Source organism: Terriglobia bacterium (genome assembly GCA_020072815.1).
Classification (GTDB): Bacteria; Acidobacteriota; Terriglobia; order Terriglobales; family Acidobacteriaceae; genus Angelobacter.
Map to the genome: position 1 here is coordinate 309,970 of JAIQGE010000012.1, position 24,731 is coordinate 334,700.

Here is a 24,731-nt window from a genome sequence, read left to right on the forward strand (position 1 = left end):
CGCGCAGAGCATTGTGAACGGTTCCTCCAAGTCTAGTTTTTCGGGAAAAAACCACCTATGACGAAGATCACACTGGTTCGGTTGGTGATTGTGCTGGGCATTTGCGGGGCGACTTTTGGCTGCCCTGCGGCCCTGGCGGCGGATACGCCTTATCTTTACAAAGTCAGCCTGGTGCAGGCCGCGCCGGGCAAGCTGCCGGAGCTGATTGACCTGTACAAAGCTCGCGCCGCGGGATTGAAGGAAGCCGGGGATGAGGCTCCGCTGTGGATGCGGCACAGCCAGGGTGACCACTGGGACTTGATGATCCTGGCGCCGATGGGAAGCTACGCGGATTTCTACAAGCCAGAGCGCGTCGCCAAGCGCCAGCAGGCGGCCCAGGCAATCGCGACCAAGATCGCGGAGAACATCGCCTGGCAGGAAGACTTGTTTGTATATGGTCCGCCGTTGGCTGATCTGCGGAAAGCCTTTGCCGCGGGAGCATTCTTCCACGTGGAAATGTTCATCGCGCTGCCAGGCAAATTCGCCGACCTGTACAAAGAACGCGAAATGGAAAACGTCTACGCCAAAGCAATCAAAGAGCCGGAGAATTTCATCTTCGTCCGCGACCAGGGGGCCGCGTGGGACATCTTCACCATCGGCGTGTTCCGCGATTTGAAACATTACGCCGAAAGCGCCGACGTCCCGGCGAAAGACCAGGAGGCCGCCGCCAAAGCCGCCGGCTTCGAAGCTCCCAGCCAGATCGGGCCGTATTTGCGGCGATTCATCCGCGAGCACCATGACACGCTGGCGGTGGCGGTGAAGTGACGGCCAAGGGCAACGCGGCATGATGAGGGCGCCCTGAAGCTGCATGGGTGACTGAATCATCTTCGGGATGTTTCGACTACGCCTTCACCCGCGACGCGGGCTTGGCCTTCGCTCAACATGACAGGGTTGGAGAGCTTCGATTGGAAAAACTTTCAATCGCCTGCGTCGAGGGCTAAGGTTGCTACTTCTTCATCGCCTGCTCCACTTCGTCGGCGGTGCGGGGCAGGCCTTTGCTCAGCATGACCAGCTTGCCGTCCGAATCAACGTAAAACACGTCTTCAATACGCACGCCGAGCTTCTCTTCCGGAATGTAAATCCCCGGCTCCAGGGTAAACACCATGCCTTTGTTGAGCGGCGCGGGGTCGTTGAGGTCATGGACGTTGAGGCCCACGTGATGGCCCAGGCCGTGGATGAAATATTTCCCCAGGGGCCCGCCGTGCAGGTCTTTGCCGTGGGTGTTGATGTAATCGAAGGCGACCTTGTAGAGCGAATCTGCGCCCGTGCCGCGTTCCAGCCGCGACATTCCCAGATGGAAGGCCTGGATGGCCGCTTCCTGCGCGCCGAGAACAATGTTGTAGATCTCGCGCTGGCGCGCGGTGAACTTGCCGTTGACCGGCGCGGTACGGGTGATGTCCGAGGCGTACATGGAATACTCGCCCGCTACGTCCATCACCACCACGTCACCGTCTTTCATGATCTTGTCGTCATCCGAGTAATGCAGCACGGTGGAATAGAAACCGGAGCCGACGATGGGCGAATACGCGGGGCGCTCGCAGCCGCGCTTGCCGAATTCATATTGCATCAGCGCGGAGATTTCGCGTTCTGAAACGCCCGGGTGGATGGCCTTGAGCGCCGCGCGGTGGGCCGCGGCGGAAGCGTCGGTGGCATGCGTGATGAGCTGGGCTTCGCCCGCGTCCTTGATCATGCGCAAGCGCCCGAAGAGCTGGTGGGCATCACGGAACGCGACGTAGTTAGGAAACGAGTTGCCGCGCCGCAACCATTCCATGGGGCCGGTGGAGGCCGTGGTCTGCCCGTTGCTGCCCAGGTCGGCATAAACCAGCGCGCGCGGCTGCGGCAGGACCTTCAGCAGTTCGTCATGCATTTTGTCCAGGCTGGCGACTTTGTCAAAGCCGGTGATTTTGGCGGCATCCGGGCTGTCCGGGCCGAGCTTGGGACCGGTCCACTTCTCCTGCGTCAGGTTGTGCTCAGGAAGAAAAAGAATTTCTGTATAGGGATTGGCGTTGATGAGGACCGCCGCGCCAGGCTCCGCCCAGCCGGTGAGATAGTAGAAGTTGTCTTCCTGGCGAAACCCGTAGAGATCGTTCTGGCCTTCCGCCTCGGTGGGAGCAAACAGGATCAGCGCGCCGTTGTCGGCGCTCATGGCTCTGCCCATCGCCACGCGGCGGGCGCGATAGTCGGCGTTGTTCTGGCGTTCGGTGGCGTAAGCGGCAACGGTTAAGAGTGCAAAAAGCAGGGCGAGTATGATTCTGCGCGGCATGGGTTTCTCCCGAATTCTTCCTGAATCGCTCCTGGAGCAAGCGCAGCGGATTCTACCATGCGCGCGCGGACGCCGTCGGCTTTGGACTCTGAGCTTTGCATATAATGTCGGCCGGGTTTGCAAACAAGAGAGTTTTTGATGGCTAATGAGAATCCGCTGCGCGGCATCAAGATCGTGAGCCTGTGCATCAACACGCCGGGGCCGGTGGCCGCGTCGCGCCTGGCGAAAATGGGCGCGCAGGTCATTAAGATCGAGCCTCCCACGGGCGATCCCATCAGGACCTTTGCTCCGGCGTGGTACCAGGCGATGATCCAAGGGCAGACGGTCATCACGCTCGACCTGAAAGAGCCTGCGCAACGCCCCAAGCTGGAAGAGCTGCTCGCTGGCTCCGACTTGCTCATTGCGTCGTTTCGGCCGTCTGCTCTAGGCCGCCTGGACCTGGACTGGGAGAGCGTTCATGCGCGCCATCCCAAGCTGTGTTTTGTGGGGATCATCGGCTACCCGGCGCCGCTGGAGGAAAAAAGCGGCCACGATCTGACGTACCTCGCGGAAGCCGGGTTGGTCAGGCCGCCGGAGCTGCCGCCCAGTCTGTTTGTGGATTTGGCTGGGGCCGAACGCTGTGTAAGCCAGGCGCTGGCGCTGCTGCTCAACTTTGCCCGGACGGGCGAAGCCGCGTGTGCGATGGTTTCTTTGTATGACTGCGCGCGGGAGCTGGCGGCGCCGCTTGAAGCCGGACTAACGCCACGGGGAAAGCTGCTGGGCGGCGGCCTTCCGCTCTACGGCCTCTACCAGGCCAGCGATGGCTGGATTGCGCTGGCTGCGCTGGAACCCCGCTTCGCCGAGCGCCTGCTGGCAGAGTTCAAGCTCCAGCAGGCGGACCACGGCGAATTCGTCCGCATCTTTCGCGAGCGAAGCGCGCTTGCGTGGGAGAGCTGGGCGGCGGAGCGTGATTTACCGATCGTCGCGGTGCGATGACCCGTCATCGCCCCCAAACTTGGGCGAACAGGAAGTAGAGTGCAGTGGCGGAAGGAGGCGTAATAAGGTGGAATGTCGCGGTTTGGCGGGCCTTACGGTGCGTCGCTGCGGTGGAGATGGCTGCAGTGCCTCATGGCGGGACGCCGCCGCCGTATAGGTGTAAGTTATTGATTCCGCGTGGCAAGTGACAGCGAGATAGCAACTCCCACTGCCTCGCCGCGATTTGGCGCAGCAAAAGGCGATCTCAGGCGCATTTCAGGCGGAGACGGCGCAACTGACAGGCTGGACGAGTCCAATAAATCCCACTGCCATCCCACTGCCATCATTTTGAGCCATCCCGAGCCAGCGCGCGATGGCTCGCGGCCCGTTCTTTGAACTCAACCACCGAGTCAAGGAGTACCCGCCACCAGCCGCCTGGGCGAAGCTGATATCCACGCAACAGCCCCGCCTCCAGGTAACGCAGTACGTTAGACTGAGAGGTCTTCAACTCCTCACAGACCCAGCTCACGCTTACGAATTTCTCTTGGAATAATGGCAGCTGTTCGGGCTTGCGTCTCATGCGTGGGCCTCCGCCTTCACCTTTTGCCTGAGATGCGCCTGAGCGCCCACAGGACGCGATTGACATCGGCCAGCGTGCGCAGTTGAGGATTGGAGCGTCGGCCGAGCGGTGACGAAGGCGACGCCAGCAGCGCGTCCAGGCGAGCGCGCGTCCAACCCATGTTGGAGAGCTGCGCGTCAATCATGCCGATATCTTCGGCCGTGGCGATGGTGAGCTTGCCGCGCTTTCCGTGGCGGCCTTCGGTGCCGGCGTCATGGGCCTGGTCTTTGTCTTTGATGCGGGAGCGGAAGCGCCGCGGCCGCGCGTCGGGCCTGGTCTCAGCGATCCCCATGCCGCTCTGGAGAACATTGATCAGCGAGGAAGCTTCGGCCAGTGTGAGTTCGCTGAAGCTGGCTATAAATCGGTTGACCTGTTCCGAAGCCCATGTCAGTCTGGCCTCGCGGGCGCTAACAATCAACTCGCGGCGGGCGTACTGGCCCCACAGCGTCTGGAGGCGCTTGAGTTGGTCGCGAGTGATGTTCGTCTCGGGCATTGGCTATTTGAAAAAACCCGGATCGCGAACCTGCTTGATGCCTTCGCCTGGATGCTTAACCATGGAGAATGCGTGTTGGTGTTCAACAAACTTCTTAGCATTGTCGCGCGGCCATCCTTTTGGCTCGTCGTCCCAATCGGTTCCACTATTGACCAGGTGATCCACCAACTCAGCCTCTGTTGCGAAAGCAGGGGTGATAGGTTTGCCTTCGCTGACGGTCTCATAGACCTGGAAGTGCGTGGCTTCTTCCGCTGTCCACTTGCGCTGGCGATACGAGATTTCATCTGGAGGCGCACCAGCCCATTCCCAATAATATTTGCAGTAGTCCACCTGATCGGGATGATTGCCCGCTCGCCAGAGATCGAGCTCCGCCATCCACTCTTCTGAGGCGCTCTCATAGTCGTTATCGCAGGTCGGAATCAGCTTGCCTACCTGCTCTGGTCTCTCGGCGTTATCCTTCGTGTACCTCGGATGCTGCCAGTCAGGTGGAACCCTTCTGATCTCCATGCCCATTGTTGTTTCCTCCAGGCCTTTAATTCTACTTCTGCATCGGACGCCGGCACGTCGGGCAAATATTCTTACCTTTGATCTTCTTCCGCTGGTCCCGCATCCGCTGCGCGCTGTCTTTGTCCCTGCACGCTTTGGAGTAAAACATCCGTTTGTAATCCGTCGAGCCATCAGACAGGACCAGCTCACGCTCGCAACCGCAGATGCAGAACCTGGCCATTGTTTGTATGTACCCCTTGGGATCGCCCCACGCTACTAAGGTTATGGTCTCCTAGGATCGTAACGAGCGCCCGTTCGGCATTTGGACGGCTGGCCGCTATTAACGCTCTGCCACACACCGGAGAGTTCCCAGTCTGAATGTCTCCGGCTAAAACCCCGTTCACTTTTGGGCAACCCCAAGCGGTACAGACCGCCTCATTCCTTCTGCATGTCCGCTTCGATTTCCGTGATCTCAACCGACGATTTGTCGTCCGAAGAATTGAAGGGGATCGCCCAGGGACTCACGGAAGTGGCCGAAGGGAAGATACGGCCACTCTCAGGGCATTTCATTTGAAAGGCCTGAAGTCCGATCCTCAGCGCGGTGTCGAAGCTCATCCGTTTGTGCAGGGCGATAAATCTGCCCAACAGAAGCCTTTCCTTCATGTCCAGCTTCGCGGTCATGGCGTCGGAGAATTCCTTCTCCAGCCGGGCGATCTTGCGCCTGGCTCCGCCGCGCATAATGGAGGTTTTCCAGTACTTCTCGATCTGATTTCCGAGGTGATCGGTGAAACCTTCGGAACACAGCAGCTTTGCAATGACGACAGAACTCTTGATGCTCATTTCGCTCCTTCTGACAGCCTCACCTCGCTGATGCCGGTGCTTGCGAACACCGCGGCCGGCCCTTTGCCTATGACGTAGGGCGCCATCTCGACGCCGAGTTTCCACTTGGCCAGCGCGTCGTGCACGACGCGGTAAGCCTCTGCCGACAGCGCTTCGATCACGGGCTCGTGATCGGTGCACTTGTGGATCGCGATGACGCTCAGGCTGCGGTCCGGCGTGACCGACGCGCTGACCACGCACTTGCATGTCTGCGATTTCAGCGTCGCCGCGAATTTGAGGATGACATCAGCGCTCATGCTGATCTCCGCGCGCTGGTGTGCCGGCGGTCAAACGTGGTGCGGACGTCGCGCCACTCCGCAGCGGTTGTGCTCATGAACAAGCGCTTGGCCGGAATGCCAGGCGGTAGAGGAAGAGGCAGGTCCCTCTTGGCGCGCGCGGTGAAAAGAAGCCAGCGCCGGGATGGGTCCCAGAGCGTAGAGAGCCGCGGCAGTTTCTGCCGGGAAGCATATTCATGCGCCACGCTCCTCTTCGACTCGTATTTGATTCCTTCGGCCAGTTTGATCTTCACGATCCGGTTGGGATTGGCCTTCAGATACTCCAGCGCCTGATAGATGTCGCCGTGGAGGTCGGTGCGGACGAACTGCAAGTTGTAGCGTGCGCGTGGAAGGCTTGCCCACTCGCGATCACTGGCGACTTTAAATAGCTGGCTCATGCTGGCACTCCGGTTGCGTCGGCGACTCCGCCTGGCGCGATGCGCTCAGCGTGCTGGCGGAGCTTTGCGGCTTCAGCGCGCAGCTCGTCGGGCGTGAGAGTTGCTTTGGTGAGTTCAAGCTGGCGCGCGCCGGTTTCCATCGCGTCGGCGACGGCGATCAGCGTGTCGCGCTGGAAGCGTTGGCATTCGGCCAGGAATATGAAGAATGCTCCTGAGTTGGCGCCGACGGAGAGACTATTGTCGAGTCCTACAGCGACGACGTTCGCCGCCGGCAGGTTGAGGTGGGCCATCATGGTTTGCTCCTATTCACTGGAAGCCAGCACTGTTTGGTTATCTCGCGCCCGGTGAGCTGGCGGACGATGGTAGGGTCGGTTGCTGACTTGACGATGCGCAGCCCCTCGGCGGCGCGTCGCGCGAAAATGACCAGGCCTTTTGCCGACGCTCCGACAGCGCAGCCCATGGATGAATCGGCGATGGCCTTGTTGCAGGTTGTGGCGCGACAGACGTGTTGGGTCATAGCTGTCCTTTGTAGAGAATTGCCTCGATGCGTGCGACAAGGCGACGTGAGCAGGCGCGACAAAGATCAACTCCAAGTCGAAGATCGCTTGCTTTGCTGAACTGGCTCATATGGGCTGTGATGTCATCGCCTTTAACGAAAGGCCTGAAGTGGACGCAAAACTGAGCGAAGGCAAATTCCAGAACGAGATGGAGGGCGGGCTTGCGCCGCGGATTCATGCACATCTGGCAGAAGCCAAAGTTAACTCTAAAGGTCCTGATGCATCTGCGCCGTCGTTCGGTGAGGCGCCCTCGCAATGGAGGCAATATAGCGGCTTTCTTCACACGGCCTCCTTCTTTTCCGCCAGGGTGAGCTGGCCTTCAAACTCCGCCAGGTCGTGCGGGTCCAGGATCACGCGGACGCGCTGCGCCAGGTTCTTGATCTCCTGCACGTAAGGACGGGCGGTGTCGCGCGGTTCCTCGGCGCTGGTGATCAGGTAATAGCCGGGATGCTGGCGGCTGCGCGTTGCGCCCACGCGCACCTTGAAGTCAATCACCAGGCTGCGGATGGCGTCCTTGATCTCGCGCTCACTGGCCATGGGTCCGTGGGGAGAGCCGGCGGATTGCGCATCGGCGATTTGCTCCAGCCTGGCGATAAGATCTCGCAAGGTGATGGCCTTGCGCGCGCCCACGCGGAACAGCAGAATGCGGAGCAGCGCGCGCTGCAGCGGTGTGAGCGGCCACGGACCTTCGCCGGACATCAATACGCGGCGAGCGTGCGAGTCCGCGGCGTCCTCGCTCATGCCGGCGAAGACGCCCGTAACTCCTGCTTGGGCGCTCCGCTCGCGGGACGTCCGCGTTTGGTCTTCAATTTGCGGGGGGGGGCGTAGCTCTGCGCGATGCAGGCTTCTTGGCGTTGGGGTTGTGGCCTTTGGCGTACGGCGATGCGTTGCTCTTGGCTATTTCAGGGCATCCAGGTTTGCACGCGCACATACGTGGCGCTCTTGCTTTCATGATCGTCTCCTTCTTTGCTTCTGGTTCAGCCGGCGTCGCCGATGGCGGACGTTGCGGCGCTTTGTTGCTCAAAATTAGCCCGGCGTTGCCGCGCCAGGGCGAGTTCGGATTACGCGGCTTGCGCGGTTGCCCTTCGGGACGCTTTGCTTCAGCGATGGCGTCGCGGAGAATCTCCGGCCCAAGCTTTGCCGGCGCGGCCGCGCGTTTCTTGGCGTCCACGCGCTCATGCAGACAGGTCACGCCGTCCGCGCAGAACACGCAGAGCGGCTCTTCGTCGTCGCCGATGGTCTGCGCTTCGCAATAGTGACCGCGCAGCCGGCAGCGATCGCACGGCTTCAGCTTGATGTCGGCGCGAGCATCCGACCCATAGTCGCTGCCAGCGCCGCGCGGAGTTCCATTTGCGTTGTACTTCATAGCTCACACAATCAGATTGAAGGCTTCTTGCGCGCTGTCCCCGCTGGTGGCGACGGTCTCGCTTGGCGCCACCATTAAGCGCCGGTAATCGCAGTCCAGGCAGGCGGTCACACCGTCGCGGTTGATGAACAGGAAAGCCGAGCGTCCGCAGGTGCACGCGCCAGGCGCGGCGCTGGTGATGAGCACGGCGCCGTCATTGAACATGTAGGTCTGGGTTGGCGTTGAGATCATTTATTCGGCTCCTTCCAGTCGCTCAGTCATGAGTCCAGCTCCTCCGAGCTTCCTTGCGAAAAGAACCGGCGAGGGTCCTGCATGCGGAGCATGCACATGGTGAACTTCAGGAGCGGCATCACGTCCACGCCGCGCGGAATCTCCACGTAGAAGACATCCAGCGGCGAAGGATGCCCTGTCATGGAGGCGCTGGCAGCCTTGTGCGTCTCGGCCAGCAGCTTGGCGATGCGGGCTGCGCGCTCCTTGGCGATCCACTTCTCCTGCCGGAGGCGATGCCGCCAGATGAACAGACGCGCCAGAGCTTTGTCGCAGACGCGGTAAGCAATTGCGCCCAGGACGAGGAATTCAATTGCGTTGCGGAGGCTCATGCTGCGGCCTCGCTCAGCAGGTGATCGCTCAGATCGCCCAGGTCTTCGCCTTCAGGGATGCCGAGCCCGTGCGTGCACTCGCAATAGGCGGTCCACGAGCTGCCGTCGCCAAAGACCCTAAAGGTTTCAGTGCACAGCGCATGACGTCCGTTTCGACAGAATATGCAGATGAGGGGGAGCGTCATGCGGCCCGTCCTTTCTTGCCGGCGGCGGCTTCTTCTTTCACCGGCTCGACTTTCAGGTAGGGCGAGTTCTCGCGGACCATCACGGCTTGCGCGAAATAGCGGCCCACGTCGGCGGGCAGGCAATGCTCAACCATGAACTGGTGCGCGCCGTCGGCCAGGACGTAAATCACTTCGCGGCGGAAGAGCTTGCGGAAGAATTTACTCAGACCCGCTGTCTTAAGTGTGGCGCGGATGCGCATGACGGCCGTGCCGTCCACTTCAATGCTTTGTCCGCGGCTCAAGGTGATCTCATACGTCTCGCCGATGATGCGCGTGGACTTGGTCGCCTTCTTGGGGACGAACCCGTGTTCGTTCACCATGTCGGTGAGCTGGTCGCGCAGGCAGGCGACGCCTTCGGCGGCCTTTTCGACGTTGGCTTTTGCTTCGAGATAGAGCGCGGCCAGCGCGTCAATCTCTTTTTTCTCGGGGATGGGGGTTTTAACTGCCATGCGTGTTCTCCAGTCGGTTGTTGAAAGATTCTTTGGTGTTGAAAGACTCAATGATCCGGTGGCGCGAGCCCAGCGCGCTGCGCATCGCCATCTTGCGCCGGATGGCGCTGGCGATGATGGTGGCCACGGCGTGCCAGGCAGCGACCTTCTTCAGCAGGCGGGACATGTCGGACTCAAAAGCGTCGTATTCGCTGTCGCCCAACTCGGCGCGCAGCTCGTTCAGGATTGCCAGCGGCCGCGATGCCGGGATCTCCGCCAGGGCGAACCCTTTGTAAGCGGCGTAGAGATGCGTGAGCAGATCGGCAATGCGCGCGATGGGAACGAAGGTGGAATGGATCATTGCGTGCCTCCGGCTGCCGGCGTTGCCAGCGGAGATCCCGCCAGCGGAGATCCTGCAAGGAAACGTTCGACCGCTTTCTGCGTGCATGCGCTTCCGCAGGTTGGTGATGATCCTTTGCGTCGCGCCGACTTAGCGTCCCACGCGTCAATGATCAGCGTCGCAGTCAGCCTGGTGTCCTCGGCTCCGCGCTTCGGTTTCACGCGCAGCACGCGCCAGTGATTGGTCTCGCCTTTGAGCGCGCCACAGACGGCGCACTTCACCGTATCCACCGTGTGCTCATTCATGGCGTCACCGACTGAAAGAAGCTGCCGGAGAACCACGCCACCAGGATGTTCACCAGGAAATAGACCGCGGCCATGACAATGACCCAGGTGGCGGCGTGCTCCATGCGCCGGTCTGAGTTCCACGCAAGCTTCCAGGCGATCCGGTCCAGGCGTTCGGCGGCGCGGTCCGCGCGTGCGCTGAGTTCTGACCAGGTCATTGAACCCTCGCAGTTCCGTGCGTGTGTGCGGCGGCAAAGTCATCGCCCTGGGATAGGAATTCGCAGAACCACGACTTGGCGTCAACACCTGGTGTCGGCAGCGCCTCTATCGGAGCCTTCCACCGCTCCGTCGACGAGCAGCAGCTACAAATGAAAACCCGGCAGTGAAGACAGAACGCAACATGCTGCCAGGATTCAATGTGCGATCTTAGGTCTGTGTAGAAGAGGCTCAAAAGATCCTGCGTCGAGGAGCAACTGTGAATCATTGCGCGTCTCCGTCCTTCTGGCGGTCGCGCCGGATTTTGTTGATGCCGCCGAATAGGTATCGCGCTGAGATGTATTTCGTCTCGCGGCCTTTGCGCAGGTCCTTGGCGTATGAGTTAGAGACCAGATATTTCACGTTGGCCTTCGGTCCCAACTCCGCGCGGATGATCTTTTCGGCTTCATCTTCCTGGATGCCGGGCAGCTCGGCGCCTTTGCGCAGGCGCGATGCCCACTGCTCCATATCCAGCCTGTTAAACGTCGTCTCGATCTCATGCGATCCAGCGAAGAGCAGCCCGCTGTGCGGAGGCATGTCGTGCAGTTCGCGCACCGTCTCCAGGCAGGGGATGTCTAGGTGCTGGGCTTCATCGAAAATGAAGAGAGATTTGCGCCCGCGCAGATCAAAGCGCAGATTGCGGAAAATGCGGCGTGTATCGCCCGTGCTAATGGAACGTGCGGCGATGGCCACGTCCTTCATGAGCTGCGTCGGGCGAATTCCCTGGCTGCAATAGATGTAGAAGGCGCGACGTCCGTGGCCGTTCTTGACCAGGTCCTGGCGGTTGAGTTCGGCTACCAGGCTGCGCAGCACGAAGCTCTTTTGTGTTCCCGGAGCGCCGCGGAAATAATAAGGGACGCCCCAATCCAGAGCTTCATAGAAGTACTTGCGCAGCAGGCGCACGTTCTCGGTTTCGTAAAGCGCCCCTTCAGTCTCGGTTTCAAGACTGACAGGCTCCGCCTGCATGAAGCTTTCCACGGCCGCGCAGATCGCGGAGTCGTCGCCGGACACCTCGTGATAGCGATTGTTCAGAAAGAGGTTGAGTGTGGCGTGGGAATAGTTGACGCGCTTCGCCAGGTCCTGCTCGCCTAGGCCACTCAAAGCCATGTATTTCCGGGTGTCGCGTATTACTCTGGTGCGCCGTGAAGCAGACACGGCAAGAAGGTCCCTGCGTTGTTTCCAGGAGAGTGCCATGGTTTAAGGTTCCTCAAAGTAGCCGTCCGCAATGTCATCAATGTGCAGGCGCGGTTGCGCCGGCGCGTTGACCGCCTTGGGAACAGGCAAGGCGTGGATGATGGGTTTGATCGAGCTGGCAGCACCCCGATGCTGGAGTGCTTCAAGTTCAGTGACGTCGCCGGCCAGCAAGCGGTGGTTGCCGAGCGCGGCCAGATAGTGTTTGGTTGCGGTGAAAACCTGGCGGCGCGCGCGCAGCGACGAGCGGATGGCTTCGACTGGCGTATCGCCGTGGACCAGCAACTCCTGCGCGCGCAGGTTGCCGAGGAACTTTCCTTCCGGCGTGAGCGCGATGGCTTCACCAACACTGAGCGGATCGCAGGCCACCAGCACTTCGCGCTTGATCTCCAGCATGAGCGCAGCGGCCGATTCTGCGTCCGCCGGCTGATAGCGCGCATTAAAGAGATCGACGCATCCGCCTTCGGACACCACGCGCTTCTGGCGGTCCCAAAATAGCTGCGCCACGTCGGCCAGATTCACCGGCTGGCGATTCTTGGGCGGAAGCTGCGCGTCATAAATCTGCTGCGGCGTCTTGCCGTTCATTCCGCGGCCGCTGTGCTTGAAACCGGAATTAAAAGCGTCTATCCAGTTGGCCGCGGTCTGTATGAAGTCGCTCGCGGCCGGCAGCGGAGAGTTGTCGGCGTCGCCGGCTTTGACCAAACGCTGGTGTTCTTTCAGCAGCTCGTCGGCAAACTCGGAGCGCGTGGCAATCGAGCCGCCGCAATAAGCGCTTCCCCAAAGAACGTCAAAACGCTGGTGGAGAGTCTTGAAAAAGGACTCGATCTGCTTGGACTGCGGATGCTTGGGCCACCATCGGATCATCTGTAGCCGCTGCGCTCACGCCTGTCCTGACGGCAAGGGGATTCCGCGCGTGCGCAACTTCATCTTGTTTCAGTTCTGCCTGCCGTGCCAGCGCGATCACGCCGACGACTGCGAACGCATCATGCAGAAGATCGCGGCGCCGCTGCCGGAAGTCTTACCGCGGAGACGCGGAGGCGCCGAGAATACGTTGCGGATTCCGGCGCGCCAGGTGGGGAAAAGTTTGGCTGCGGGCATCATCAATGGCTGCATTCTCTTGGTCGCAATGCTCGCGCCGGCAACCATCCGCGCCCAGACGCCAGACACGCACAGCATCCAGAAAATCTATTACCGCCCGGAGAACTGCAAGCAAACCAGCCGGCCGGAGAAGAACGTCGTCATCTCGAATGGCGTGGCCACGGCGTGCAGTCGCGTGCTGGTCTACTTCGCCGCGGTTACCTGGGACCCAGGAACAAAAGCCAAGCAGCCGCCACCGGCGCTGATTGAAGTCTCCACGCGGACCACCTTCGTTCCGCCACAACATCCCGACGCGCCCGGCATCTGCTTCCGCTTTCAACCCGCGGACTGCAGGCCGCTGCTGCGCGACATCAGGTTCGTCTGCAAAAACGTTTGGTGGACTGAAGGGCCGTGCGCGCAGAACAACGCCGCGGCGAACCCGTCCGGTCCGGTGAAAACTTCCAAGGAGGAAAAATGAAATTCGGAAACCTTATTCGCGGCTTTGCCGCTCGCGTGCTGCTCCCGCTGGGGATGGCCAGCCTTCTGTTGACGGCCGGCTGCCGGCACAACGTGAACACGTCCAACCCCGCAGTGGTCCAAGCGTCCGCGCTGGCCGACGCCGCGGACACCTGCAAGCTGCTTGAAGATGGCCTGGCCTCGGCGAATGCCGCGGTGGAGAAGCTGGAGACGGCTGAACCAGATTACTACGCGCATGTGAAACCGCTGCTGAAGAAGATGTCTGCCGCCAACGTGGTGGCCATCGAGAAAATCCAGGTGGCCAAAAACGGCGGCACGGCTGACTGGAAGGGCGCCCTGGTCGCGGTGGCTGCGTCGGTCTCGCCTTCTGACCTTACGAGCGTCGGCGTTAAGAACCAAACTTCGCAGCTGATCGTGGAAGGCAGTATCGCAGGCCTGGTCGCCACACTGGAAAGCTTCAAAGCCAAGTTCGGAGGCCCGTAGGAAGTTGTAGCCACGGTGTGGCCACAATGTGGGCTCGTGAAAGTATCGCGCGCCGCCGGCGCTGAATGGCGGAGAAGGAAAAAGAATCATGGACTACACGCAACTTATCGCGACTCTGCTGCCGATCTTTGCGCAAGCCGGGCCGCTAATCGTCGCCGACATCGCCAAGCTGGTCCACGGCAATCCGCAGGCCCAGGGCGAAGCCGACGCGGCTTACATCGCGCGCATCGGCGGACTGATCGATCAGGCCGTGGCTGCGGTCAAAGCCGACGACGCGAACATTCAGAAGTAGGAAGGCTTTCCCGAAGCGCGCTGCTTCGCAACGTCACAAACCGAAACAGGAGAACTGAAAACCATGGACGAGAAACAGAAAGCATTCGAACTCGCAGAGAGCAACCTGCAGGCTGCGGCCGCCGGAGTGAATGTCACCAAGAGTGCACTCATCACGGCGGGCCAAGATTGGAAGGCCGCCATTGACAAGCGCATCGCGGACGGTCAGGCGGCGGCCGACAAAACCGCCGGCGCAGCCACTCCGGCTTAACGCCAGATGAGCTAGCACGGGAGTTGCTTTCCGTCAACCGGGGGTAACTCCCGAGTTAGCCGAAAAGTGGGGGGTCTGGCAAAAACTGGCCAGGGTAGCCCCACAAATTCTTTAGAGGGGTCTTGTCACGCGCAACACCGGGCAAGGAATTGGTCTGGCGGCATGGGTCAGACCCCGTTTTAAGAAAATTTCACAAGATCGGACGACCGGAGGGGTTCGGTGAACAGAATCCGTGAATTTCTCAAAGGCAAGAAGACTTACCTCTCGGCCGCGGGACTGGCAATCGTCGCCGGCCTGGGCTGGTGGTTCAACGCGTTCAACGGAACTGTCGCCACAGGAATGCTGGCGATGGCCGCAGGGCTGGCCGGACTCGGCGCGAAAAGCGACCGCGCGGCGCAGATGACCATGATCGCGCTGGAAGACGTCCGCCGCGTCGCGCAATCCAAGCAGCCGCTGACCGGCGCGCAGATCGCGACCATCGTCGGCGACGTAATCGCCGGAGCGACCAAGGCTGGATTGAGCATCACGCCGCCGGGCGCGCCTGTGCCAGTCAATGTCGCGGCGCCAACAACCGGTGTCGCGGTTTTCAATCCGAAGAGCACGGCCGGCAAATGAATCTCGGCTCCCTCACTACCGGCGGCAAAGAACTGATGCGGCATGCGGTGATGGGCACCAGCATGGGCGTTGGCGGAATGATCGCGTGGAAGCTGGTGGAAAACGATCCCCACGCAATCATTGACACTTTCCGGACGTGGGGCCCGCTGAGCCTTCTGTGCGTGTTGGGCCTGGTGATGGTGAACAGCGGGTTTCGCAGCATGGTGGAGGCGGCCAAGGAATCATCGGCCGCGCAGCAGCGTCTGGCTGACGCGGTGAATTCCATAGCGAACAAAGACAGCTATGAGACCCAGCAGCAGAAGATCCTGCTGGACCACGTATGCACCACCATGGAAAAGGTCCTGGAAAAGCTGGAGACGGTTGAGCGGAATACAGAATCACGCGGAGCCGGAACATGAGCGCGTCGCCACACGATGTCGAGACCCGCAAGCGTTTGCGGGGAACAATTCTGGAGCTGGTCAATGAAGGCCATGAGAAGCAGCGGTCGCGGATGGACCACGTCGTTTTGTGGGGCGTTCTCCGCAAGATGCTTTTCGACGTTGGCCAGAATGACGTTCTGACCATCCTGCAGGACCTGAAGGAACGCGGCTACCTGGTGTTTCAGGAAGAGCGCAATCGCAAAACGAACGACCTGCGCATTTCCCAGATCATGATCACGCCCGATGGGCGTGACCTGCTTGAGGGAAGTGAGGACGATCCAGCGGTGCATGTTTTGAGATGAGGGCCGGACTGCTTGGGCACTGTCACGCGTGCGGGGCTCCGGAGTGTTTGGCGCGACGTGCAACAAGTGCAGGGACGGAGGGCACGCTGACCTGAACTGCCAGAAGTGCCCGAAGGCAAAGAACGGCGCGGGGCTGAAGTTGGAGAACGATTTTCAGGCGGATGATTCTCGTGGCGAATAAGCGCAGACGAAAAGTCGGAGAGCGGCCGCAAGTCCGGCAGCCGCTCAAGATGGACCGGCTTCCGCAGGAGCTGCTGGACCGCGTGATGAAAGAACGCGCCGCCGGCCGGACGTGGAGCGAGATCCAAGACATGTCGCCGAGCTTTAAAGAGTGGGAGACGGTCGCCGCCGACGCCGAGACATTAAAGCAGTTCCCCGGCGGGCGGATTCCGCAGACCACGCTGTTTCGCTGGTACGACCTGCGAGTGGAGCAGGTGAAGCGCGAGATGCTGGCGGACCAGACGCGAGCCCGGGAGATCGCGGCGCTGTTTGCGGGAAAAGATTTTAAGGACTTGCCGGATGCGGTTCGCAACGCCCTGGGCGACCAGCTCTTCGCCATGATGCAGAACGCGGACGACAAGAGCCGGACCAAAGTTGTAAGCGGCTTGTTGGCCCTGGGCGAGTTGCTCTCAAACCATCGGAAGCTGGACATCCAGGAGCGCAAGCAAAAGACCGACGAGCAAGCGTTGAAGCTGAAGATCGAGCAGATCAAAGACAAAGTCGTCGCGTTGAAAAAAGACGTTGAGAAGAAGAAGCAGCTCAGCCCCGAACAGCTGAAGCAGAGAGTGGACGAGATCTACGGACTTGGCGCAGCGTAAAACAATCCGGAAGAAGGCAATCGAAGCGGTCGCCACGGCAGCGGTCCTGGTGTCGCTCTACGCCTACCTGATCAAAAACGCGGTCGCCTAAACCAAGGACTTGGCGCGGCTATTTAGCCAAGGGAAAAGGTTGGGTAGCGGAGAATCGCCAGAGCTGCCGGGGGCTTGAGCAATCAGGCCCTCGGTAAAACTTCAAGAACAGGAGAAAAGGAAATGCCCAAATTTTCAGTGAAGACGCCGGTACGACTCGACGGTGATGACTACGCTCCGGGGGAGAGCATTGAACTCACCGCAAAACAGGCCGCCGCAATGGGCGAAGACGTGGTGACCCCGATAATCGAAACGAAGACCAGCGGCGCGAACGGGAACGGCCCTGACCTGGCCAAGCTCACCAAGCAGGAACTCGTCAACTTCGCGAAGGACACCCTGGGGCTCGAGCTCGACATGGCGCTGACCAAAGATGAAATGCTGGCCGCCATCGAGACCAAGAAGGCCGAGGCAGGGAAGTAAGTGCCCTACGCCATCCAAGCCGATCTTTCGCCGCGCCGGATCACCGCCGCTGAGCTGATCCAGCTCACTGACGACACGAATTCCGGCGCGGTGAATGCTCAGGTGGTCACTGACGTTCTTACGGAGTCGTCCGCGCTGATTGATTCCTATTGCCGCGCGCGCTACAACGTGCCGCTGCAGGCGTCTGACCAGGTCAAGGGGATTTGCCTGGACATCGCGGAATACAAACTCTATCTGCGGCGCAAGCGCGTGAAGGACGACGTGCGCAAGGCGTTTGAAGATGCCGTCTCTTTCCTGCGCGATCTGTCCACCGGCAAAGCCGGGCTGGACCAGCCTGTATCCGCAACGCCGCAGTCCGGCGGCGGCGACGTGCAGAGCACTGACGTGGAAGAGAAGTTCAGCGACGACAACCTGGCGGGGTTTGTCTGATGGCGGAGTTTAAGTGGAAGGTCAATGCCGAGCCGGTGAAGTTCGCGCTGAAGAACTTTTCCGACAAGCTCAAGCCGGAGCCGTTGCTCAACATCGCGGGCGCCATCATGCGCAGCTCGATTGAACAGACGTTTCGCGACCAGGGGTCGCCCGCTGGATCGTGGCCTCCGCTGGCTGCGTCCACGTTGAAGCGCGGCAAAGGCGGGATGGGCAGGAAGATCCTGATCCAGAGCGGGCGGCTGAAAAACTCCATCAACTATGAAGTCGGCGGCAACACGCTGACTATCGGCACAAATTTGAAGTACGCGGCCATCCAGCAGGAGGGCGGCGTCGCCGGACGTCGCGGGCCTTTCAAGAAAAAAGGCGGACGCCGTCCGGTAATTCCAGCGCGTCCGTATCTGGTGTTTCGTCCCGAAGATCCACAGCGCATGGCCGATGCCATGGACCGCTACATTGACCAGGCCGCGCACCAGACAGGACTGAAGTAATGCCGACGCAGCTCAAGATCGAAGATGTCCATTCCGCCCTCCTAGCTGCATTGCAGGCGGACGCCGGGATCGCCGCGACCCATGCCCTGGTCGCGGCCGTCACGGACAAGACGGTGGACGCGGAAGGCAGCCTGATCGCGATCCCGCCGGCCGTGCTTCCTATCTACTCCAGCACGCTGGATGGCGAGCGCGGAGACACCACGCGCACCACATACAGCACGGACCATGAATTCCTGATCTTGTGCGGGGCGCAGGACCTTACCGGCACGGACAATGAACGTATCGGCTGCCAGAAGTTGATCTCACTGGTGAGGAAGGCCGTGGCCGGATTGCGGCTCACGCTGGCAGATGGCGGCAAAACCGATCCCATCAAACTCAATGGTGTGGAGTTCTTTCAGTTCGACCAGAACGGCACCTGGTTCGGCGTAAAGGTGCTTGTTACCGGTGCTGCGCAATTTAGCTAAGGAGAGCCATGAGTAAAAGCAACACGTTCGAGCTTGATCTGTTGAAGTTGATCCTGAATGCCACGGGCATCGCTAATATCGCCGACAACGCGGCAACTGCGCCGCTGACGAACGTGTTTGTCGCGCTGCACACTGCCGATCCGGGAGAGGCTGGCGATCAGACCACCAGTGAGGCCACCTATACCGGGTATGCCCGCGTGGCCGTGGCCAGGACGTCCGGCGGCTGGACTTGCAGCGGCACATCGCAAGCCGTAAATGCAGCGACGATTACGTTCGGAGCGTGCACGGCCGGTTCCAACACGATCACCCATTTTTCCGTGGGAGTGGCCACTAGCGGGGCCAGCAAGATTTTGTATAGCGGAGCGCTGACGGCATCACTTGCCGTGAGCGCGGGGATTACGCCCAGCTTTGCAGCCAGCGCGCTGACCATCACCGAAGACTAAAGAGCTTTAATGGCCATCACCTTCGTCAATGCGGGAACAGTAGCGGCTGGCACCGGGGCCATCAGCCCGGCGCTGCCTGCATCCATTTCCGCCGGCGATATCCTGCTGCTGTACCTGGCAACGTCAAACCAAGCCATTACCATTCCCACTCCCAACGGCGGAACGTGGACGCAGCTCAATAATTCCCCACAGGGAACGGGCACAGCGGCCGCAAGCGGGGCAACCAGGCTCACATGTTTCTGGTCGCGTTACAACGGCACGCAGGGAGCGCCAACCACCAGTGATTCCGGCGATCACCAACTCGGACGGATTCTGGCTTTCCGCGGCTGCGTGGCTGAAGGCAATCCCGCACAGGTCACCGCCGGAGGAGTTGAGGCAACGTCCGACACCAGTGGCTCGATTCCGGGCGCTACAACAGATGTTGACGGCTGCATGATCGTGGCCGCGCTTTCCTGCGGCCTCCCCGATGCAACCGGCACAGCCAACTTCTCCGCATGGACCAATGCAAGCCTGGCCTCAATCACCGAAGCAACTGACGACACCAATAACTCCGGTCTCGGCGGCGGACTTGGAACAGCCTTCGGCATTTTGACGACGGCCGGCAGTTATGGCGCTACAACAGTCACGCTCGCCAATTCGGCGGCCAAGGGTCTGATCAGTATGGCGCTGGCGCCGGCGCGCGACGCCAGCAAGCCAACGTTCGTGCAGAAGGCAGGAAACAATTCTGCGTCCGCGGCTTCTCTCGCCGTCGGCTCAGGGCAAGGGCTTGCCACGCTGACGGCCGGCGATTGCGTTGTGGTGAACGTCGGGCATTTTGGAATTGGAACGCCAACGGTTACCGACAACGCTTCTGGCGGCTCAAATAGCTACGTCCAAACCAGCACAGCGAACACCGGCGCGGGTGGAACGGTCAGGCAGTTCGTCGCCAAGAACGTCAACTCTGCCAGCACCATCACTGTGACCGGTAACGGATCATCGGGCGAGATCTCAATCAGCGTCCTGGAATTCAAGAATTGCGATACTGCTTCGCCGGCGGACGGAACAAATTCCGCTACCGGAACAAGCGCAGCGCCTTCGGTGAACGTGACGGTTGGCTCCGCCGGCGACATCCTTGTCGGCGCGATGACCCAGGACACCACTTCACTCACTCCGATTCAAGGCGACGGGTTCCTCATCGCCAATCAGCAGCCGGCTGTGCCGCAAGATACTGGCACACACCAGCCGATAAGCGATGAATGGGTCTACGATTCGCCCTCGGGCAGCCACGCTGTGGCTTTCTCGGTAGGGTCAACATCGTGGGCCATCGTTGGAGTGGCGCTGAAAGGTACCGCGGGCGGAGCAATGTCCGCTTCTTCATCCGGCACTGCATCCAGCACGGCATCGCTCACGGGAGACGGCGCATTGGCTGGCGCGGCGACCGGCGTGGGCGCAAGCACGTCCGCGCTGGCAGGCGCAGGCATTCTCGCGGGAAGCTCCGCTGGCAGCGCGACGGCCACCGCTACGGGCGATCTTCTCAGCGCCATGTCGGGCACAAGTGCAGGATCTGCGACCGCTGCCGGATCTCTGCTTGGAGCCGGGACACTTGCCGGAAGTTCGGCTGGCGTGGCGGCAGGCACATCCGTTCTGGCGGGAAACGGAGCAATGCTAGCTAGTTCGGCTGGAGTTGCATCGTCCACCGCGGCCCTTGCAGGAGCGGGCGCGCTTGCTGCAAGCTCCGCCGGCATTGCGGGGAGCACGTCCGCACTCGTTGGAAACGGCGCGCTCGTTGGCTCGTCTTCTGGAACTGCGACCGTAGCCGGAACAATCACCGATCTTGGCTCAGGGCCAACAGGCGCATCGGCAGGATCGTCAACCGTTGCCGGAACGCTGACCGCAAGCGGATCCCTGGGCGGCACGTCCGCAGGAGTAGCCGCGTCGAATGCGGCGCTTACAGGAACGGCTGATCTTGCCGGTACCGCGCCTGGTTCCAGTATCAGTACCGCGCTACTGGGCGGATTCGGCTCGTTTACCGGCAGCGCATCGGGGTCGTCCATCGCTACAGGAATTTTAAGTTCCCCCGAAGTTGCTTTCCAGGGACCATTCGGATATGCGCCTGGATCGGGATCATCCATGGGCAGGCGTGGCGGATTGACTACGACCAGCGGCACAGGGAAGACCGGAAAAACTTCGCGCACCAAGTAGGAGGAAACTTTTAATGAGCGCAGATTTTGTCAACGTCAGACTCACCCCATTCGGAGCGCAGCAGGCCGGCGAGGGGACGCTTCGCGTGACCGGCGGCGGCGGTCCGGGCGACTCAGGTTCCGGCCACCACGACTTCATCTTCAAGGCCGGCGAGGCGCAGCGCGTGACGCGCGCCTACGATTGGGAGCGAGTACTCCGCCACCAGCACAGCAACGGCCACCTGCTGTTTGAGATTGTGCCGGATGGCGAAGCCGATCCCGCCGAAACCAGGCACGCCAACCAACTGCGCGAAGACGGCGCCGACGCCGAGAGCACACCAACCGCCATTGAGATCGAGATCCCCGACGTGGACGAAGGAGACGGAAAATGAAGTTCTTCAACACACTGAAAATGTTTGGAGCGTGGCTGCGCGAGTTGCTCGTTGCCCTATTGCTCGGCGCTGTGCCGGATCGCCGCGTAGCGATCTTTGGCTGGCGTCGCATGGCGATGGCGCAGGTGCGCTGGGCCTTCGAGCCGCAGGACATCCTGGACATCAAGAACGTGGCCATCTCGCCCAATAAGCAGAACACGTTTCTTACGCCGGTCTCGGCGGCCAGCTACACTTACCGGCCGCGCAATCCGGGCACCGCATTCGCCGGCATCGTCCCGCAGTTCTATTCTGACGAGCAACTGGCCAACAAGGGCCATCAGTGGCCCACGGTGAAGCAGCGCGTCGCTCAGGACACGTCCTATGATTGGGGCTTTGACCTTGATTCCTTCCTGGCCGGCTGGGCGCTGTTCTTTGCCATGGGCGCGGACACCGTCACCGGAACCGGGCCGTTCACGCACACTTTCAAGTTCCTGCAATCCACCAATCAGATGCCGGTGACCTCCATCCTCTTCCAGGAAACTTCGGACGTGATCTACCAGATCACGGACCTGGCCATCATGGACCTGGTGATCAGCGGCAAGGAAGCCGGACCGCTGCAGTGCCAGTTGAAGATGATTGGCTCAGGCAACGTGGAAGGCTCGGTGGCGTTCCCGGCATTGTCGGCGCCGCTCTATCTGATGGGGTCGGACTCGGACATCAAGATGGGGACGGCCGCGCCCAACATCTTCGATGCCAAACAGCAGTTCACGCTGTCAACCACGGTCCTTGGCGCCCTGGGCGCTCGCACCGCGTTCTATAAGTTCACCTACCAGAACGCCGCGGGAGAAACGCTGGCCAGCCAGGAAATGTCCATCGCCGTGCCGGCCAACAGCGTAAGCAAGGTCACCGGGCCGGCGGTGTTTCCCAAGGGCATCACGGCGATCAATATTTATGGTTCAACCACCACGGGCACGGAAACCAAGCAGGTGGCCACCATCACCACGGGCGGCGGTATTTTCACCGAGCCATCTACCGGCTTCGTCGCCGGCGCGGCGCTGCCGTCATCCACTACGGCGCTTACCAGCATCAAAGAGCGCGTGCGCGATTGGCAAGTGCACCTGGTGATGGAAATGCAACTCAACCGCGCTCCGGGTGGCGGTTTGTTTGGCACGTTCATGAAAGTGTTGAAGCAGCGCGCCAACTGGCAGATGAGCGTGGCGGCGAAAGACGTGGACGATCTGCGCACCATCGGTTTGAATGACACGCCGCAGGAGCTGCAGATCATCACCAACTCCGGCGCGTCGGCGCAGCTCACGCTGCAGTTCCCCGGGTCATACCCCATGGTGACGGCGGGATCGGCGTACGGCCGCGAGATTATCTGGCCCATTAGCGCCGGCGACCAGGACGTGTTCAAGAACTCACCGCAGGAAGTGTTTCAGGCGGTGGTGATCAATAACCAGGCTACCTACGGCGTTGGAGCGTAGGCAAAATGACGGAGCGGCAGCCCTAAAGGCGAGCCGCTCCGGACCCCTCAAACTTTAAAGGAGAACCAACATGCATTACGCAAACGGACAGGAAGCCAAAGCGGGCGACCTGGTTGTCAAACGCGAGCTTTATAAGGCCGGAGAAATTGAAGTCGGCAGCGAAACTATCGGCATTCTCTGTGGAGCGCAGAGCCAGTCGACAACGTGCAACGGAACTCTTGTTCCGGTCGCGAAGCGGCTCAAGTCTGAGCTGGGCTTCGGTCCATGGCTGCCTATCCACGGGCAGGAGTGGTCGGCGACGCTCAGCCAGTGTATGCCGGTTGATCCGTCTTCACTCTTCGCGGCTCCCACTTCAACTTAGGATTTTCGACGTTCGGCACGCAGTTCGGGGGAGCTTCCGTGCCGTGCTTCCCGTTGAAAGACGGGGGACCGGGGCCGCCGCCAAAAGCGGCCTCGGTTATAAAAAAGTTGGTGGAAACGGCAAGAGACAGGTGGTAACTTCTGATTCGTAACAAAGGGCCGCACCGCTTCGCGGTCCTGGACTGGAAACACTTCTCCGGTCCGCCTGGAGACTGACTGCTGCTCCGGGCCGCTTGCACGGCGAGCAATTCTGATCTGAAAAAACTCACAATCAAAAGTCAGGAGATCCTCGCCATGAACAGCGAATCGGGAACTTTGGAAAATGTACAAAATGTACAGATCACGCCCTCGACGCCTGCGCTGCTGCCGCTCGACCAGCCGCGCATCATCGCCATCCGCGACGGCAAATACACTTACACCTTCCACTTCAGCCGCATCAGCCAGGCGGAGTGGGAGCGCTACTTCGCCAGCATCACGGTGACCGCGCGCAACGTGACCGCCGGACGCGAAACCACCATTGACGCGCAGTCCGCACTGATCGAACTGGCTGAGAGCAAGCTCTTCAAAGTGGAAGGCTATTCCGGCGACATCATGGCCAAGACGGACTGGCAGAAACGCATCTGGCCGCGGCACATGCTGCCAGCGTCGCAAGCGCTGATTGACGTGCTCTCATCCACCGAGGAAGCACAGGCGCCCGCAGACGGCGATTCCATGGAGGTCCTGTTGGACGCGCTATGGTCGGCCGCCGCGGACGGAAGCATGACCAAGTTCAAAGGATTGGCCCATCGCTTCTCGCCTCCCACGGTGAACCATAAGCGCGCGTTCCTGAGCGCCGGCAGCAAGAGCACGGTGGTGGGCGGTTCGCGCGATGGCGCAACCGTCTTCAGCAAACGCCACAAGGCGCTGCTATCCATCTATGACGAGCTGGTTCTGAGCGTGGACGGCTACGCAATCAACGGGTGTCCGCTGGAAGGGCCGGAGAACATTCGCCGGGAGATGGACGCCTATCACAAGTTCGTCGCTGTGGATGAAATCTTCCGCGGCCCGGACATCAGCGAGGCGCAGGAAGCGGCATGAGGCAAACCTTACCGCTGATTGCCGCAGATGAACGCGGATCAGAAAATGCAGGTCAAGCGGCGCGGCCCATCAGGGCGCCGCGTCGCGCTGCAACAGGCGCACAATCGCACTCCGAGCGGAGGAACGGCCGTAAGAGGGGTGCGAATCTGTGATTCGCGTAAGCAACGACCTGGAAGGAGTCCGGTTGGCGATGCTGGAGTTGTGTGACCATTCCCAGCCGGACCCCGCAGCCACGCGGCGCGCGGACGCCATCTATGAAGAAGGCCAGCCAAACGCTCTTGAGCAGCTTGCCAAGCTGGCGCCGCGAACCAGGCTCTCGCCCGGATATGCGGAGCGAGCGGTGTACCTGATCTGGCTGGAGCAGATGCTCAATGCCGGCGTTGAGTTCACGGAGCCACTTACAGTGGAAGAAGCCGAAGGATTGATCGCGATCGCGCGCGGACGCGAACAGTGGAACGCCGACAATCCGCCTTGTGGTGACTGCGGCGCGCGCCTCCGAAAAGGAACGGCGCACAACTGCAAACAGAAGTTCATGCGGGAAAGGATGGGGCGCTGATGGCGACG

39 protein-coding genes are annotated in these 24,731 nt (G+C 60.8%); 21 read left to right on the forward strand and 18 right to left on the reverse strand.

Features of this window, described 5'->3' with window-relative positions; all coding sequences use genetic code 11:
• Positions 1–57: 57 nt before the first annotated feature.
• Positions 58–804, forward strand: a complete 747-nt coding sequence (locus LAO20_16640) for a hypothetical protein (GenBank protein MBZ5533059.1) — start codon at positions 58–60, stop codon at positions 802–804.
• A 181-nt stretch (positions 805–985) separates the two neighbouring features.
• Here the strand turns inward: LAO20_16640 and LAO20_16645 are convergent, their stop codons facing one another.
• The gene (locus LAO20_16645) at positions 986–2,302 is read right to left on the reverse strand and encodes a Xaa-Pro peptidase family protein (protein ID MBZ5533060.1); all 1,317 of its coding nucleotides are present in this window, start codon (positions 2,300–2,302) and stop codon (positions 986–988) included.
• A gap of 138 nt (positions 2,303–2,440) precedes the next feature.
• Between LAO20_16645 and LAO20_16650 the strand changes: the two genes are divergently transcribed.
• Positions 2,441–3,277 (forward strand): CoA transferase, encoded by an 837-nt coding sequence (locus LAO20_16650; GenBank protein MBZ5533061.1) that lies wholly within the window; start codon positions 2,441–2,443, stop codon positions 3,275–3,277.
• A gap of 575 nt (positions 3,278–3,852) precedes the next feature.
• On the opposite strand, the gene LAO20_16655 is transcribed toward LAO20_16650, so the two are convergent.
• From LAO20_16655 to LAO20_16735, 17 genes are all read right to left on the reverse strand, one after another.
• On the reverse strand, positions 3,853–4,368 hold the full coding sequence (locus tag LAO20_16655; protein MBZ5533062.1) for a hypothetical protein: 516 nt from the start codon (positions 4,366–4,368) through the stop codon (positions 3,853–3,855).
• Between the two features lie 3 nt (positions 4,369–4,371).
• A complete protein-coding gene (locus LAO20_16660) occupies positions 4,372–4,881 on the reverse strand; it encodes a hypothetical protein (protein MBZ5533063.1) in 510 nt (169 codons plus the stop codon).
• Positions 4,882–5,289: 408 nt separating this feature from the next.
• On the reverse strand, positions 5,290–5,694 hold the full coding sequence (locus LAO20_16665; GenBank protein ID MBZ5533064.1) for a hypothetical protein: 405 nt from the start codon (positions 5,692–5,694) through the stop codon (positions 5,290–5,292).
• Positions 5,691–5,990: a hypothetical protein gene (locus LAO20_16670; GenBank protein MBZ5533065.1), complete on the reverse strand. Its 300-nt coding sequence runs from the start codon at positions 5,988–5,990 to the stop codon at positions 5,691–5,693. Before LAO20_16670 ends, LAO20_16665 begins: the two co-directional genes overlap by 4 nt.
• Positions 5,987–6,406, reverse strand: coding sequence for a hypothetical protein (locus tag LAO20_16675; GenBank protein ID MBZ5533066.1), 420 nt, complete (start codon positions 6,404–6,406; stop codon positions 5,987–5,989). The genes LAO20_16670 and LAO20_16675 overlap by 4 nt, the downstream gene beginning before the upstream one ends.
• Positions 6,403–6,699, reverse strand: coding sequence for a hypothetical protein (locus tag LAO20_16680; GenBank protein MBZ5533067.1), 297 nt, complete (start codon positions 6,697–6,699; stop codon positions 6,403–6,405). Before LAO20_16680 ends, LAO20_16675 begins: the two co-directional genes overlap by 4 nt.
• The gene (locus LAO20_16685; GenBank protein ID MBZ5533068.1) at positions 6,696–6,923 is read right to left on the reverse strand and encodes a hypothetical protein; all 228 of its coding nucleotides are present in this window, start codon (positions 6,921–6,923) and stop codon (positions 6,696–6,698) included. The genes LAO20_16680 and LAO20_16685 overlap by 4 nt, the downstream gene beginning before the upstream one ends.
• 319 nt (positions 6,924–7,242) lie before the next feature.
• Complete coding sequence (locus LAO20_16690) at positions 7,243–7,704, reverse strand: hypothetical protein (GenBank protein MBZ5533069.1); 462 nt, start codon at positions 7,702–7,704, stop codon at positions 7,243–7,245.
• Positions 7,705–7,768: 64 nt separating this feature from the next.
• Positions 7,769–8,329 (reverse strand): hypothetical protein, encoded by a 561-nt coding sequence (locus LAO20_16695; GenBank protein MBZ5533070.1) that lies wholly within the window; start codon positions 8,327–8,329, stop codon positions 7,769–7,771.
• Positions 8,330–8,332: 3 nt separating this feature from the next.
• A complete protein-coding gene (locus LAO20_16700) occupies positions 8,333–8,560 on the reverse strand; it encodes a hypothetical protein (protein ID MBZ5533071.1) in 228 nt (75 codons plus the stop codon).
• A gap of 26 nt (positions 8,561–8,586) precedes the next feature.
• Entirely contained in the window at positions 8,587–8,928 is a 342-nt protein-coding gene (locus LAO20_16705) for a hypothetical protein (GenBank protein ID MBZ5533072.1), read from the reverse strand.
• Between the two features lie 181 nt (positions 8,929–9,109).
• The gene (locus LAO20_16710; protein MBZ5533073.1) at positions 9,110–9,601 is read right to left on the reverse strand and encodes a hypothetical protein; all 492 of its coding nucleotides are present in this window, start codon (positions 9,599–9,601) and stop codon (positions 9,110–9,112) included.
• Entirely contained in the window at positions 9,591–9,941 is a 351-nt protein-coding gene (locus LAO20_16715) for a hypothetical protein (protein ID MBZ5533074.1), read from the reverse strand. The genes LAO20_16710 and LAO20_16715 overlap by 11 nt, the downstream gene beginning before the upstream one ends.
• Positions 9,938–10,225 (reverse strand): hypothetical protein, encoded by a 288-nt coding sequence (locus LAO20_16720; GenBank protein ID MBZ5533075.1) that lies wholly within the window; start codon positions 10,223–10,225, stop codon positions 9,938–9,940. Before LAO20_16720 ends, LAO20_16715 begins: the two co-directional genes overlap by 4 nt.
• Complete coding sequence (locus LAO20_16725) at positions 10,222–10,422, reverse strand: hypothetical protein (GenBank protein MBZ5533076.1); 201 nt, start codon at positions 10,420–10,422, stop codon at positions 10,222–10,224. The genes LAO20_16720 and LAO20_16725 overlap by 4 nt, the downstream gene beginning before the upstream one ends.
• Before the next feature lie 262 nt (positions 10,423–10,684).
• Positions 10,685–11,566: an ATP-binding protein gene (locus LAO20_16730; GenBank protein ID MBZ5533077.1), complete on the reverse strand. Its 882-nt coding sequence runs from the start codon at positions 11,564–11,566 to the stop codon at positions 10,685–10,687.
• Positions 11,567–11,656: 90 nt separating this feature from the next.
• A complete protein-coding gene (locus LAO20_16735) occupies positions 11,657–12,514 on the reverse strand; it encodes a hypothetical protein (GenBank protein MBZ5533078.1) in 858 nt (285 codons plus the stop codon).
• A 49-nt stretch (positions 12,515–12,563) separates the two neighbouring features.
• Between LAO20_16735 and LAO20_16740 the strand changes: the two genes are divergently transcribed.
• The 19 genes from LAO20_16740 to LAO20_16830 all read left to right on the forward strand — a co-directional run bounded on the left by LAO20_16740 (position 12,564) and on the right by LAO20_16830 (position 24,723).
• Complete coding sequence (locus tag LAO20_16740; GenBank protein MBZ5533079.1) at positions 12,564–13,205, forward strand: hypothetical protein; 642 nt, start codon at positions 12,564–12,566, stop codon at positions 13,203–13,205.
• The gene (locus tag LAO20_16745; GenBank protein ID MBZ5533080.1) at positions 13,202–13,687 is read left to right on the forward strand and encodes a hypothetical protein; all 486 of its coding nucleotides are present in this window, start codon (positions 13,202–13,204) and stop codon (positions 13,685–13,687) included. Before LAO20_16740 ends, LAO20_16745 begins: the two co-directional genes overlap by 4 nt.
• 88 nt (positions 13,688–13,775) lie before the next feature.
• Complete coding sequence (locus tag LAO20_16750) at positions 13,776–13,979, forward strand: hypothetical protein (GenBank protein MBZ5533081.1); 204 nt, start codon at positions 13,776–13,778, stop codon at positions 13,977–13,979.
• 63 nt (positions 13,980–14,042) lie between these two features.
• Complete coding sequence (locus LAO20_16755; GenBank protein ID MBZ5533082.1) at positions 14,043–14,228, forward strand: hypothetical protein; 186 nt, start codon at positions 14,043–14,045, stop codon at positions 14,226–14,228.
• Between the two features lie 219 nt (positions 14,229–14,447).
• Complete coding sequence (locus LAO20_16760) at positions 14,448–14,843, forward strand: hypothetical protein (protein MBZ5533083.1); 396 nt, start codon at positions 14,448–14,450, stop codon at positions 14,841–14,843.
• Entirely contained in the window at positions 14,840–15,241 is a 402-nt protein-coding gene (locus LAO20_16765) for a hypothetical protein (GenBank protein MBZ5533084.1), read from the forward strand. Before LAO20_16760 ends, LAO20_16765 begins: the two co-directional genes overlap by 4 nt.
• Positions 15,238–15,564: a hypothetical protein gene (locus LAO20_16770; GenBank protein MBZ5533085.1), complete on the forward strand. Its 327-nt coding sequence runs from the start codon at positions 15,238–15,240 to the stop codon at positions 15,562–15,564. The genes LAO20_16765 and LAO20_16770 overlap by 4 nt, the downstream gene beginning before the upstream one ends.
• Before the next feature lie 170 nt (positions 15,565–15,734).
• Positions 15,735–16,382 (forward strand): hypothetical protein, encoded by a 648-nt coding sequence (locus tag LAO20_16775; protein ID MBZ5533086.1) that lies wholly within the window; start codon positions 15,735–15,737, stop codon positions 16,380–16,382.
• Positions 16,383–16,595: 213 nt separating this feature from the next.
• On the forward strand, positions 16,596–16,892 hold the full coding sequence (locus LAO20_16780) for a hypothetical protein (protein MBZ5533087.1): 297 nt from the start codon (positions 16,596–16,598) through the stop codon (positions 16,890–16,892).
• On the forward strand, positions 16,893–17,321 hold the full coding sequence (locus LAO20_16785; protein MBZ5533088.1) for a DUF1320 domain-containing protein: 429 nt from the start codon (positions 16,893–16,895) through the stop codon (positions 17,319–17,321).
• The gene (locus LAO20_16790) at positions 17,321–17,809 is read left to right on the forward strand and encodes a phage virion morphogenesis protein (GenBank protein MBZ5533089.1); all 489 of its coding nucleotides are present in this window, start codon (positions 17,321–17,323) and stop codon (positions 17,807–17,809) included. Before LAO20_16785 ends, LAO20_16790 begins: the two co-directional genes overlap by 1 nt.
• Positions 17,809–18,273, forward strand: a complete 465-nt coding sequence (locus LAO20_16795) for a hypothetical protein (protein ID MBZ5533090.1) — start codon at positions 17,809–17,811, stop codon at positions 18,271–18,273. The genes LAO20_16790 and LAO20_16795 overlap by 1 nt, the downstream gene beginning before the upstream one ends.
• An 8-nt stretch (positions 18,274–18,281) precedes the next feature.
• The gene (locus LAO20_16800) at positions 18,282–18,716 is read left to right on the forward strand and encodes a hypothetical protein (protein MBZ5533091.1); all 435 of its coding nucleotides are present in this window, start codon (positions 18,282–18,284) and stop codon (positions 18,714–18,716) included.
• A gap of 9 nt (positions 18,717–18,725) precedes the next feature.
• Complete coding sequence (locus LAO20_16805; protein MBZ5533092.1) at positions 18,726–20,897, forward strand: hypothetical protein; 2,172 nt, start codon at positions 18,726–18,728, stop codon at positions 20,895–20,897.
• A gap of 13 nt (positions 20,898–20,910) precedes the next feature.
• The gene (locus LAO20_16810) at positions 20,911–21,267 is read left to right on the forward strand and encodes a hypothetical protein (GenBank protein MBZ5533093.1); all 357 of its coding nucleotides are present in this window, start codon (positions 20,911–20,913) and stop codon (positions 21,265–21,267) included.
• Positions 21,264–22,730, forward strand: coding sequence for a hypothetical protein (locus LAO20_16815; protein ID MBZ5533094.1), 1,467 nt, complete (start codon positions 21,264–21,266; stop codon positions 22,728–22,730). Before LAO20_16810 ends, LAO20_16815 begins: the two co-directional genes overlap by 4 nt.
• Positions 22,731–22,800: 70 nt before the next feature.
• Positions 22,801–23,091: a hypothetical protein gene (locus tag LAO20_16820; protein MBZ5533095.1), complete on the forward strand. Its 291-nt coding sequence runs from the start codon at positions 22,801–22,803 to the stop codon at positions 23,089–23,091.
• A gap of 293 nt (positions 23,092–23,384) precedes the next feature.
• Positions 23,385–24,167, forward strand: coding sequence for a hypothetical protein (locus LAO20_16825; GenBank protein ID MBZ5533096.1), 783 nt, complete (start codon positions 23,385–23,387; stop codon positions 24,165–24,167).
• A 148-nt stretch (positions 24,168–24,315) separates the two neighbouring features.
• Positions 24,316–24,723, forward strand: coding sequence for a hypothetical protein (locus LAO20_16830; protein ID MBZ5533097.1), 408 nt, complete (start codon positions 24,316–24,318; stop codon positions 24,721–24,723).
• The last annotated feature ends 8 nt before the right edge of the window (positions 24,724–24,731 follow it).

What these genes read in the sequence shown, in the direction of transcription:
- LAO20_16640 (MBZ5533059.1), top strand. Translation starts at nt 58, where the DNA reads ATGACGAAGATCACACTGGTTCGGTTGGTGATTGTGCTGGGCATTTGC.
- LAO20_16645 (MBZ5533060.1), bottom strand. Translation starts at nt 2,302, where the DNA reads ATGCCGCGCAGAATCATACTCGCCCTGCTTTTTGCACTCTTAACCGTT.
- LAO20_16650 (MBZ5533061.1), top strand. Translation starts at nt 2,441, where the DNA reads ATGGCTAATGAGAATCCGCTGCGCGGCATCAAGATCGTGAGCCTGTGC.
- LAO20_16655 (MBZ5533062.1), bottom strand. Translation starts at nt 4,368, where the DNA reads ATGCCCGAGACGAACATCACTCGCGACCAACTCAAGCGCCTCCAGACG.
- LAO20_16660 (MBZ5533063.1), bottom strand. Translation starts at nt 4,881, where the DNA reads ATGGGCATGGAGATCAGAAGGGTTCCACCTGACTGGCAGCATCCGAGG.
- LAO20_16665 (MBZ5533064.1), bottom strand. Translation starts at nt 5,694, where the DNA reads ATGAGCATCAAGAGTTCTGTCGTCATTGCAAAGCTGCTGTGTTCCGAA.
- LAO20_16670 (MBZ5533065.1), bottom strand. Translation starts at nt 5,990, where the DNA reads ATGAGCGCTGATGTCATCCTCAAATTCGCGGCGACGCTGAAATCGCAG.
- LAO20_16675 (MBZ5533066.1), bottom strand. Translation starts at nt 6,406, where the DNA reads ATGAGCCAGCTATTTAAAGTCGCCAGTGATCGCGAGTGGGCAAGCCTT.
- LAO20_16680 (MBZ5533067.1), bottom strand. Translation starts at nt 6,699, where the DNA reads ATGATGGCCCACCTCAACCTGCCGGCGGCGAACGTCGTCGCTGTAGGA.
- LAO20_16685 (MBZ5533068.1), bottom strand. Translation starts at nt 6,923, where the DNA reads ATGACCCAACACGTCTGTCGCGCCACAACCTGCAACAAGGCCATCGCC.
- LAO20_16690 (MBZ5533069.1), bottom strand. Translation starts at nt 7,704, where the DNA reads ATGAGCGAGGACGCCGCGGACTCGCACGCTCGCCGCGTATTGATGTCC.
- LAO20_16695 (MBZ5533070.1), bottom strand. Translation starts at nt 8,329, where the DNA reads ATGAAGTACAACGCAAATGGAACTCCGCGCGGCGCTGGCAGCGACTAT.
- LAO20_16700 (MBZ5533071.1), bottom strand. Translation starts at nt 8,560, where the DNA reads ATGATCTCAACGCCAACCCAGACCTACATGTTCAATGACGGCGCCGTG.
- LAO20_16705 (MBZ5533072.1), bottom strand. Translation starts at nt 8,928, where the DNA reads ATGAGCCTCCGCAACGCAATTGAATTCCTCGTCCTGGGCGCAATTGCT.
- LAO20_16710 (MBZ5533073.1), bottom strand. Translation starts at nt 9,601, where the DNA reads ATGGCAGTTAAAACCCCCATCCCCGAGAAAAAAGAGATTGACGCGCTG.
- LAO20_16715 (MBZ5533074.1), bottom strand. Translation starts at nt 9,941, where the DNA reads ATGATCCATTCCACCTTCGTTCCCATCGCGCGCATTGCCGATCTGCTC.
- LAO20_16720 (MBZ5533075.1), bottom strand. Translation starts at nt 10,225, where the DNA reads ATGAATGAGCACACGGTGGATACGGTGAAGTGCGCCGTCTGTGGCGCG.
- LAO20_16725 (MBZ5533076.1), bottom strand. Translation starts at nt 10,422, where the DNA reads ATGACCTGGTCAGAACTCAGCGCACGCGCGGACCGCGCCGCCGAACGC.
- LAO20_16730 (MBZ5533077.1), bottom strand. Translation starts at nt 11,566, where the DNA reads ATGGCTTTGAGTGGCCTAGGCGAGCAGGACCTGGCGAAGCGCGTCAAC.
- LAO20_16735 (MBZ5533078.1), bottom strand. Translation starts at nt 12,514, where the DNA reads ATGATCCGATGGTGGCCCAAGCATCCGCAGTCCAAGCAGATCGAGTCC.
- LAO20_16745 (MBZ5533080.1), top strand. Translation starts at nt 13,202, where the DNA reads ATGAAATTCGGAAACCTTATTCGCGGCTTTGCCGCTCGCGTGCTGCTC.
- LAO20_16750 (MBZ5533081.1), top strand. Translation starts at nt 13,776, where the DNA reads ATGGACTACACGCAACTTATCGCGACTCTGCTGCCGATCTTTGCGCAA.
- LAO20_16755 (MBZ5533082.1), top strand. Translation starts at nt 14,043, where the DNA reads ATGGACGAGAAACAGAAAGCATTCGAACTCGCAGAGAGCAACCTGCAG.
- LAO20_16765 (MBZ5533084.1), top strand. Translation starts at nt 14,840, where the DNA reads ATGAATCTCGGCTCCCTCACTACCGGCGGCAAAGAACTGATGCGGCAT.
- LAO20_16770 (MBZ5533085.1), top strand. Translation starts at nt 15,238, where the DNA reads ATGAGCGCGTCGCCACACGATGTCGAGACCCGCAAGCGTTTGCGGGGA.
- LAO20_16780 (MBZ5533087.1), top strand. Translation starts at nt 16,596, where the DNA reads ATGCCCAAATTTTCAGTGAAGACGCCGGTACGACTCGACGGTGATGAC.
- LAO20_16790 (MBZ5533089.1), top strand. Translation starts at nt 17,321, where the DNA reads ATGGCGGAGTTTAAGTGGAAGGTCAATGCCGAGCCGGTGAAGTTCGCG.
- LAO20_16795 (MBZ5533090.1), top strand. Translation starts at nt 17,809, where the DNA reads ATGCCGACGCAGCTCAAGATCGAAGATGTCCATTCCGCCCTCCTAGCT.
- LAO20_16800 (MBZ5533091.1), top strand. Translation starts at nt 18,282, where the DNA reads ATGAGTAAAAGCAACACGTTCGAGCTTGATCTGTTGAAGTTGATCCTG.
- LAO20_16805 (MBZ5533092.1), top strand. Translation starts at nt 18,726, where the DNA reads ATGGCCATCACCTTCGTCAATGCGGGAACAGTAGCGGCTGGCACCGGG.
- LAO20_16810 (MBZ5533093.1), top strand. Translation starts at nt 20,911, where the DNA reads ATGAGCGCAGATTTTGTCAACGTCAGACTCACCCCATTCGGAGCGCAG.
- LAO20_16815 (MBZ5533094.1), top strand. Translation starts at nt 21,264, where the DNA reads ATGAAGTTCTTCAACACACTGAAAATGTTTGGAGCGTGGCTGCGCGAG.
- LAO20_16820 (MBZ5533095.1), top strand. Translation starts at nt 22,801, where the DNA reads ATGCATTACGCAAACGGACAGGAAGCCAAAGCGGGCGACCTGGTTGTC.
- LAO20_16825 (MBZ5533096.1), top strand. Translation starts at nt 23,385, where the DNA reads ATGAACAGCGAATCGGGAACTTTGGAAAATGTACAAAATGTACAGATC.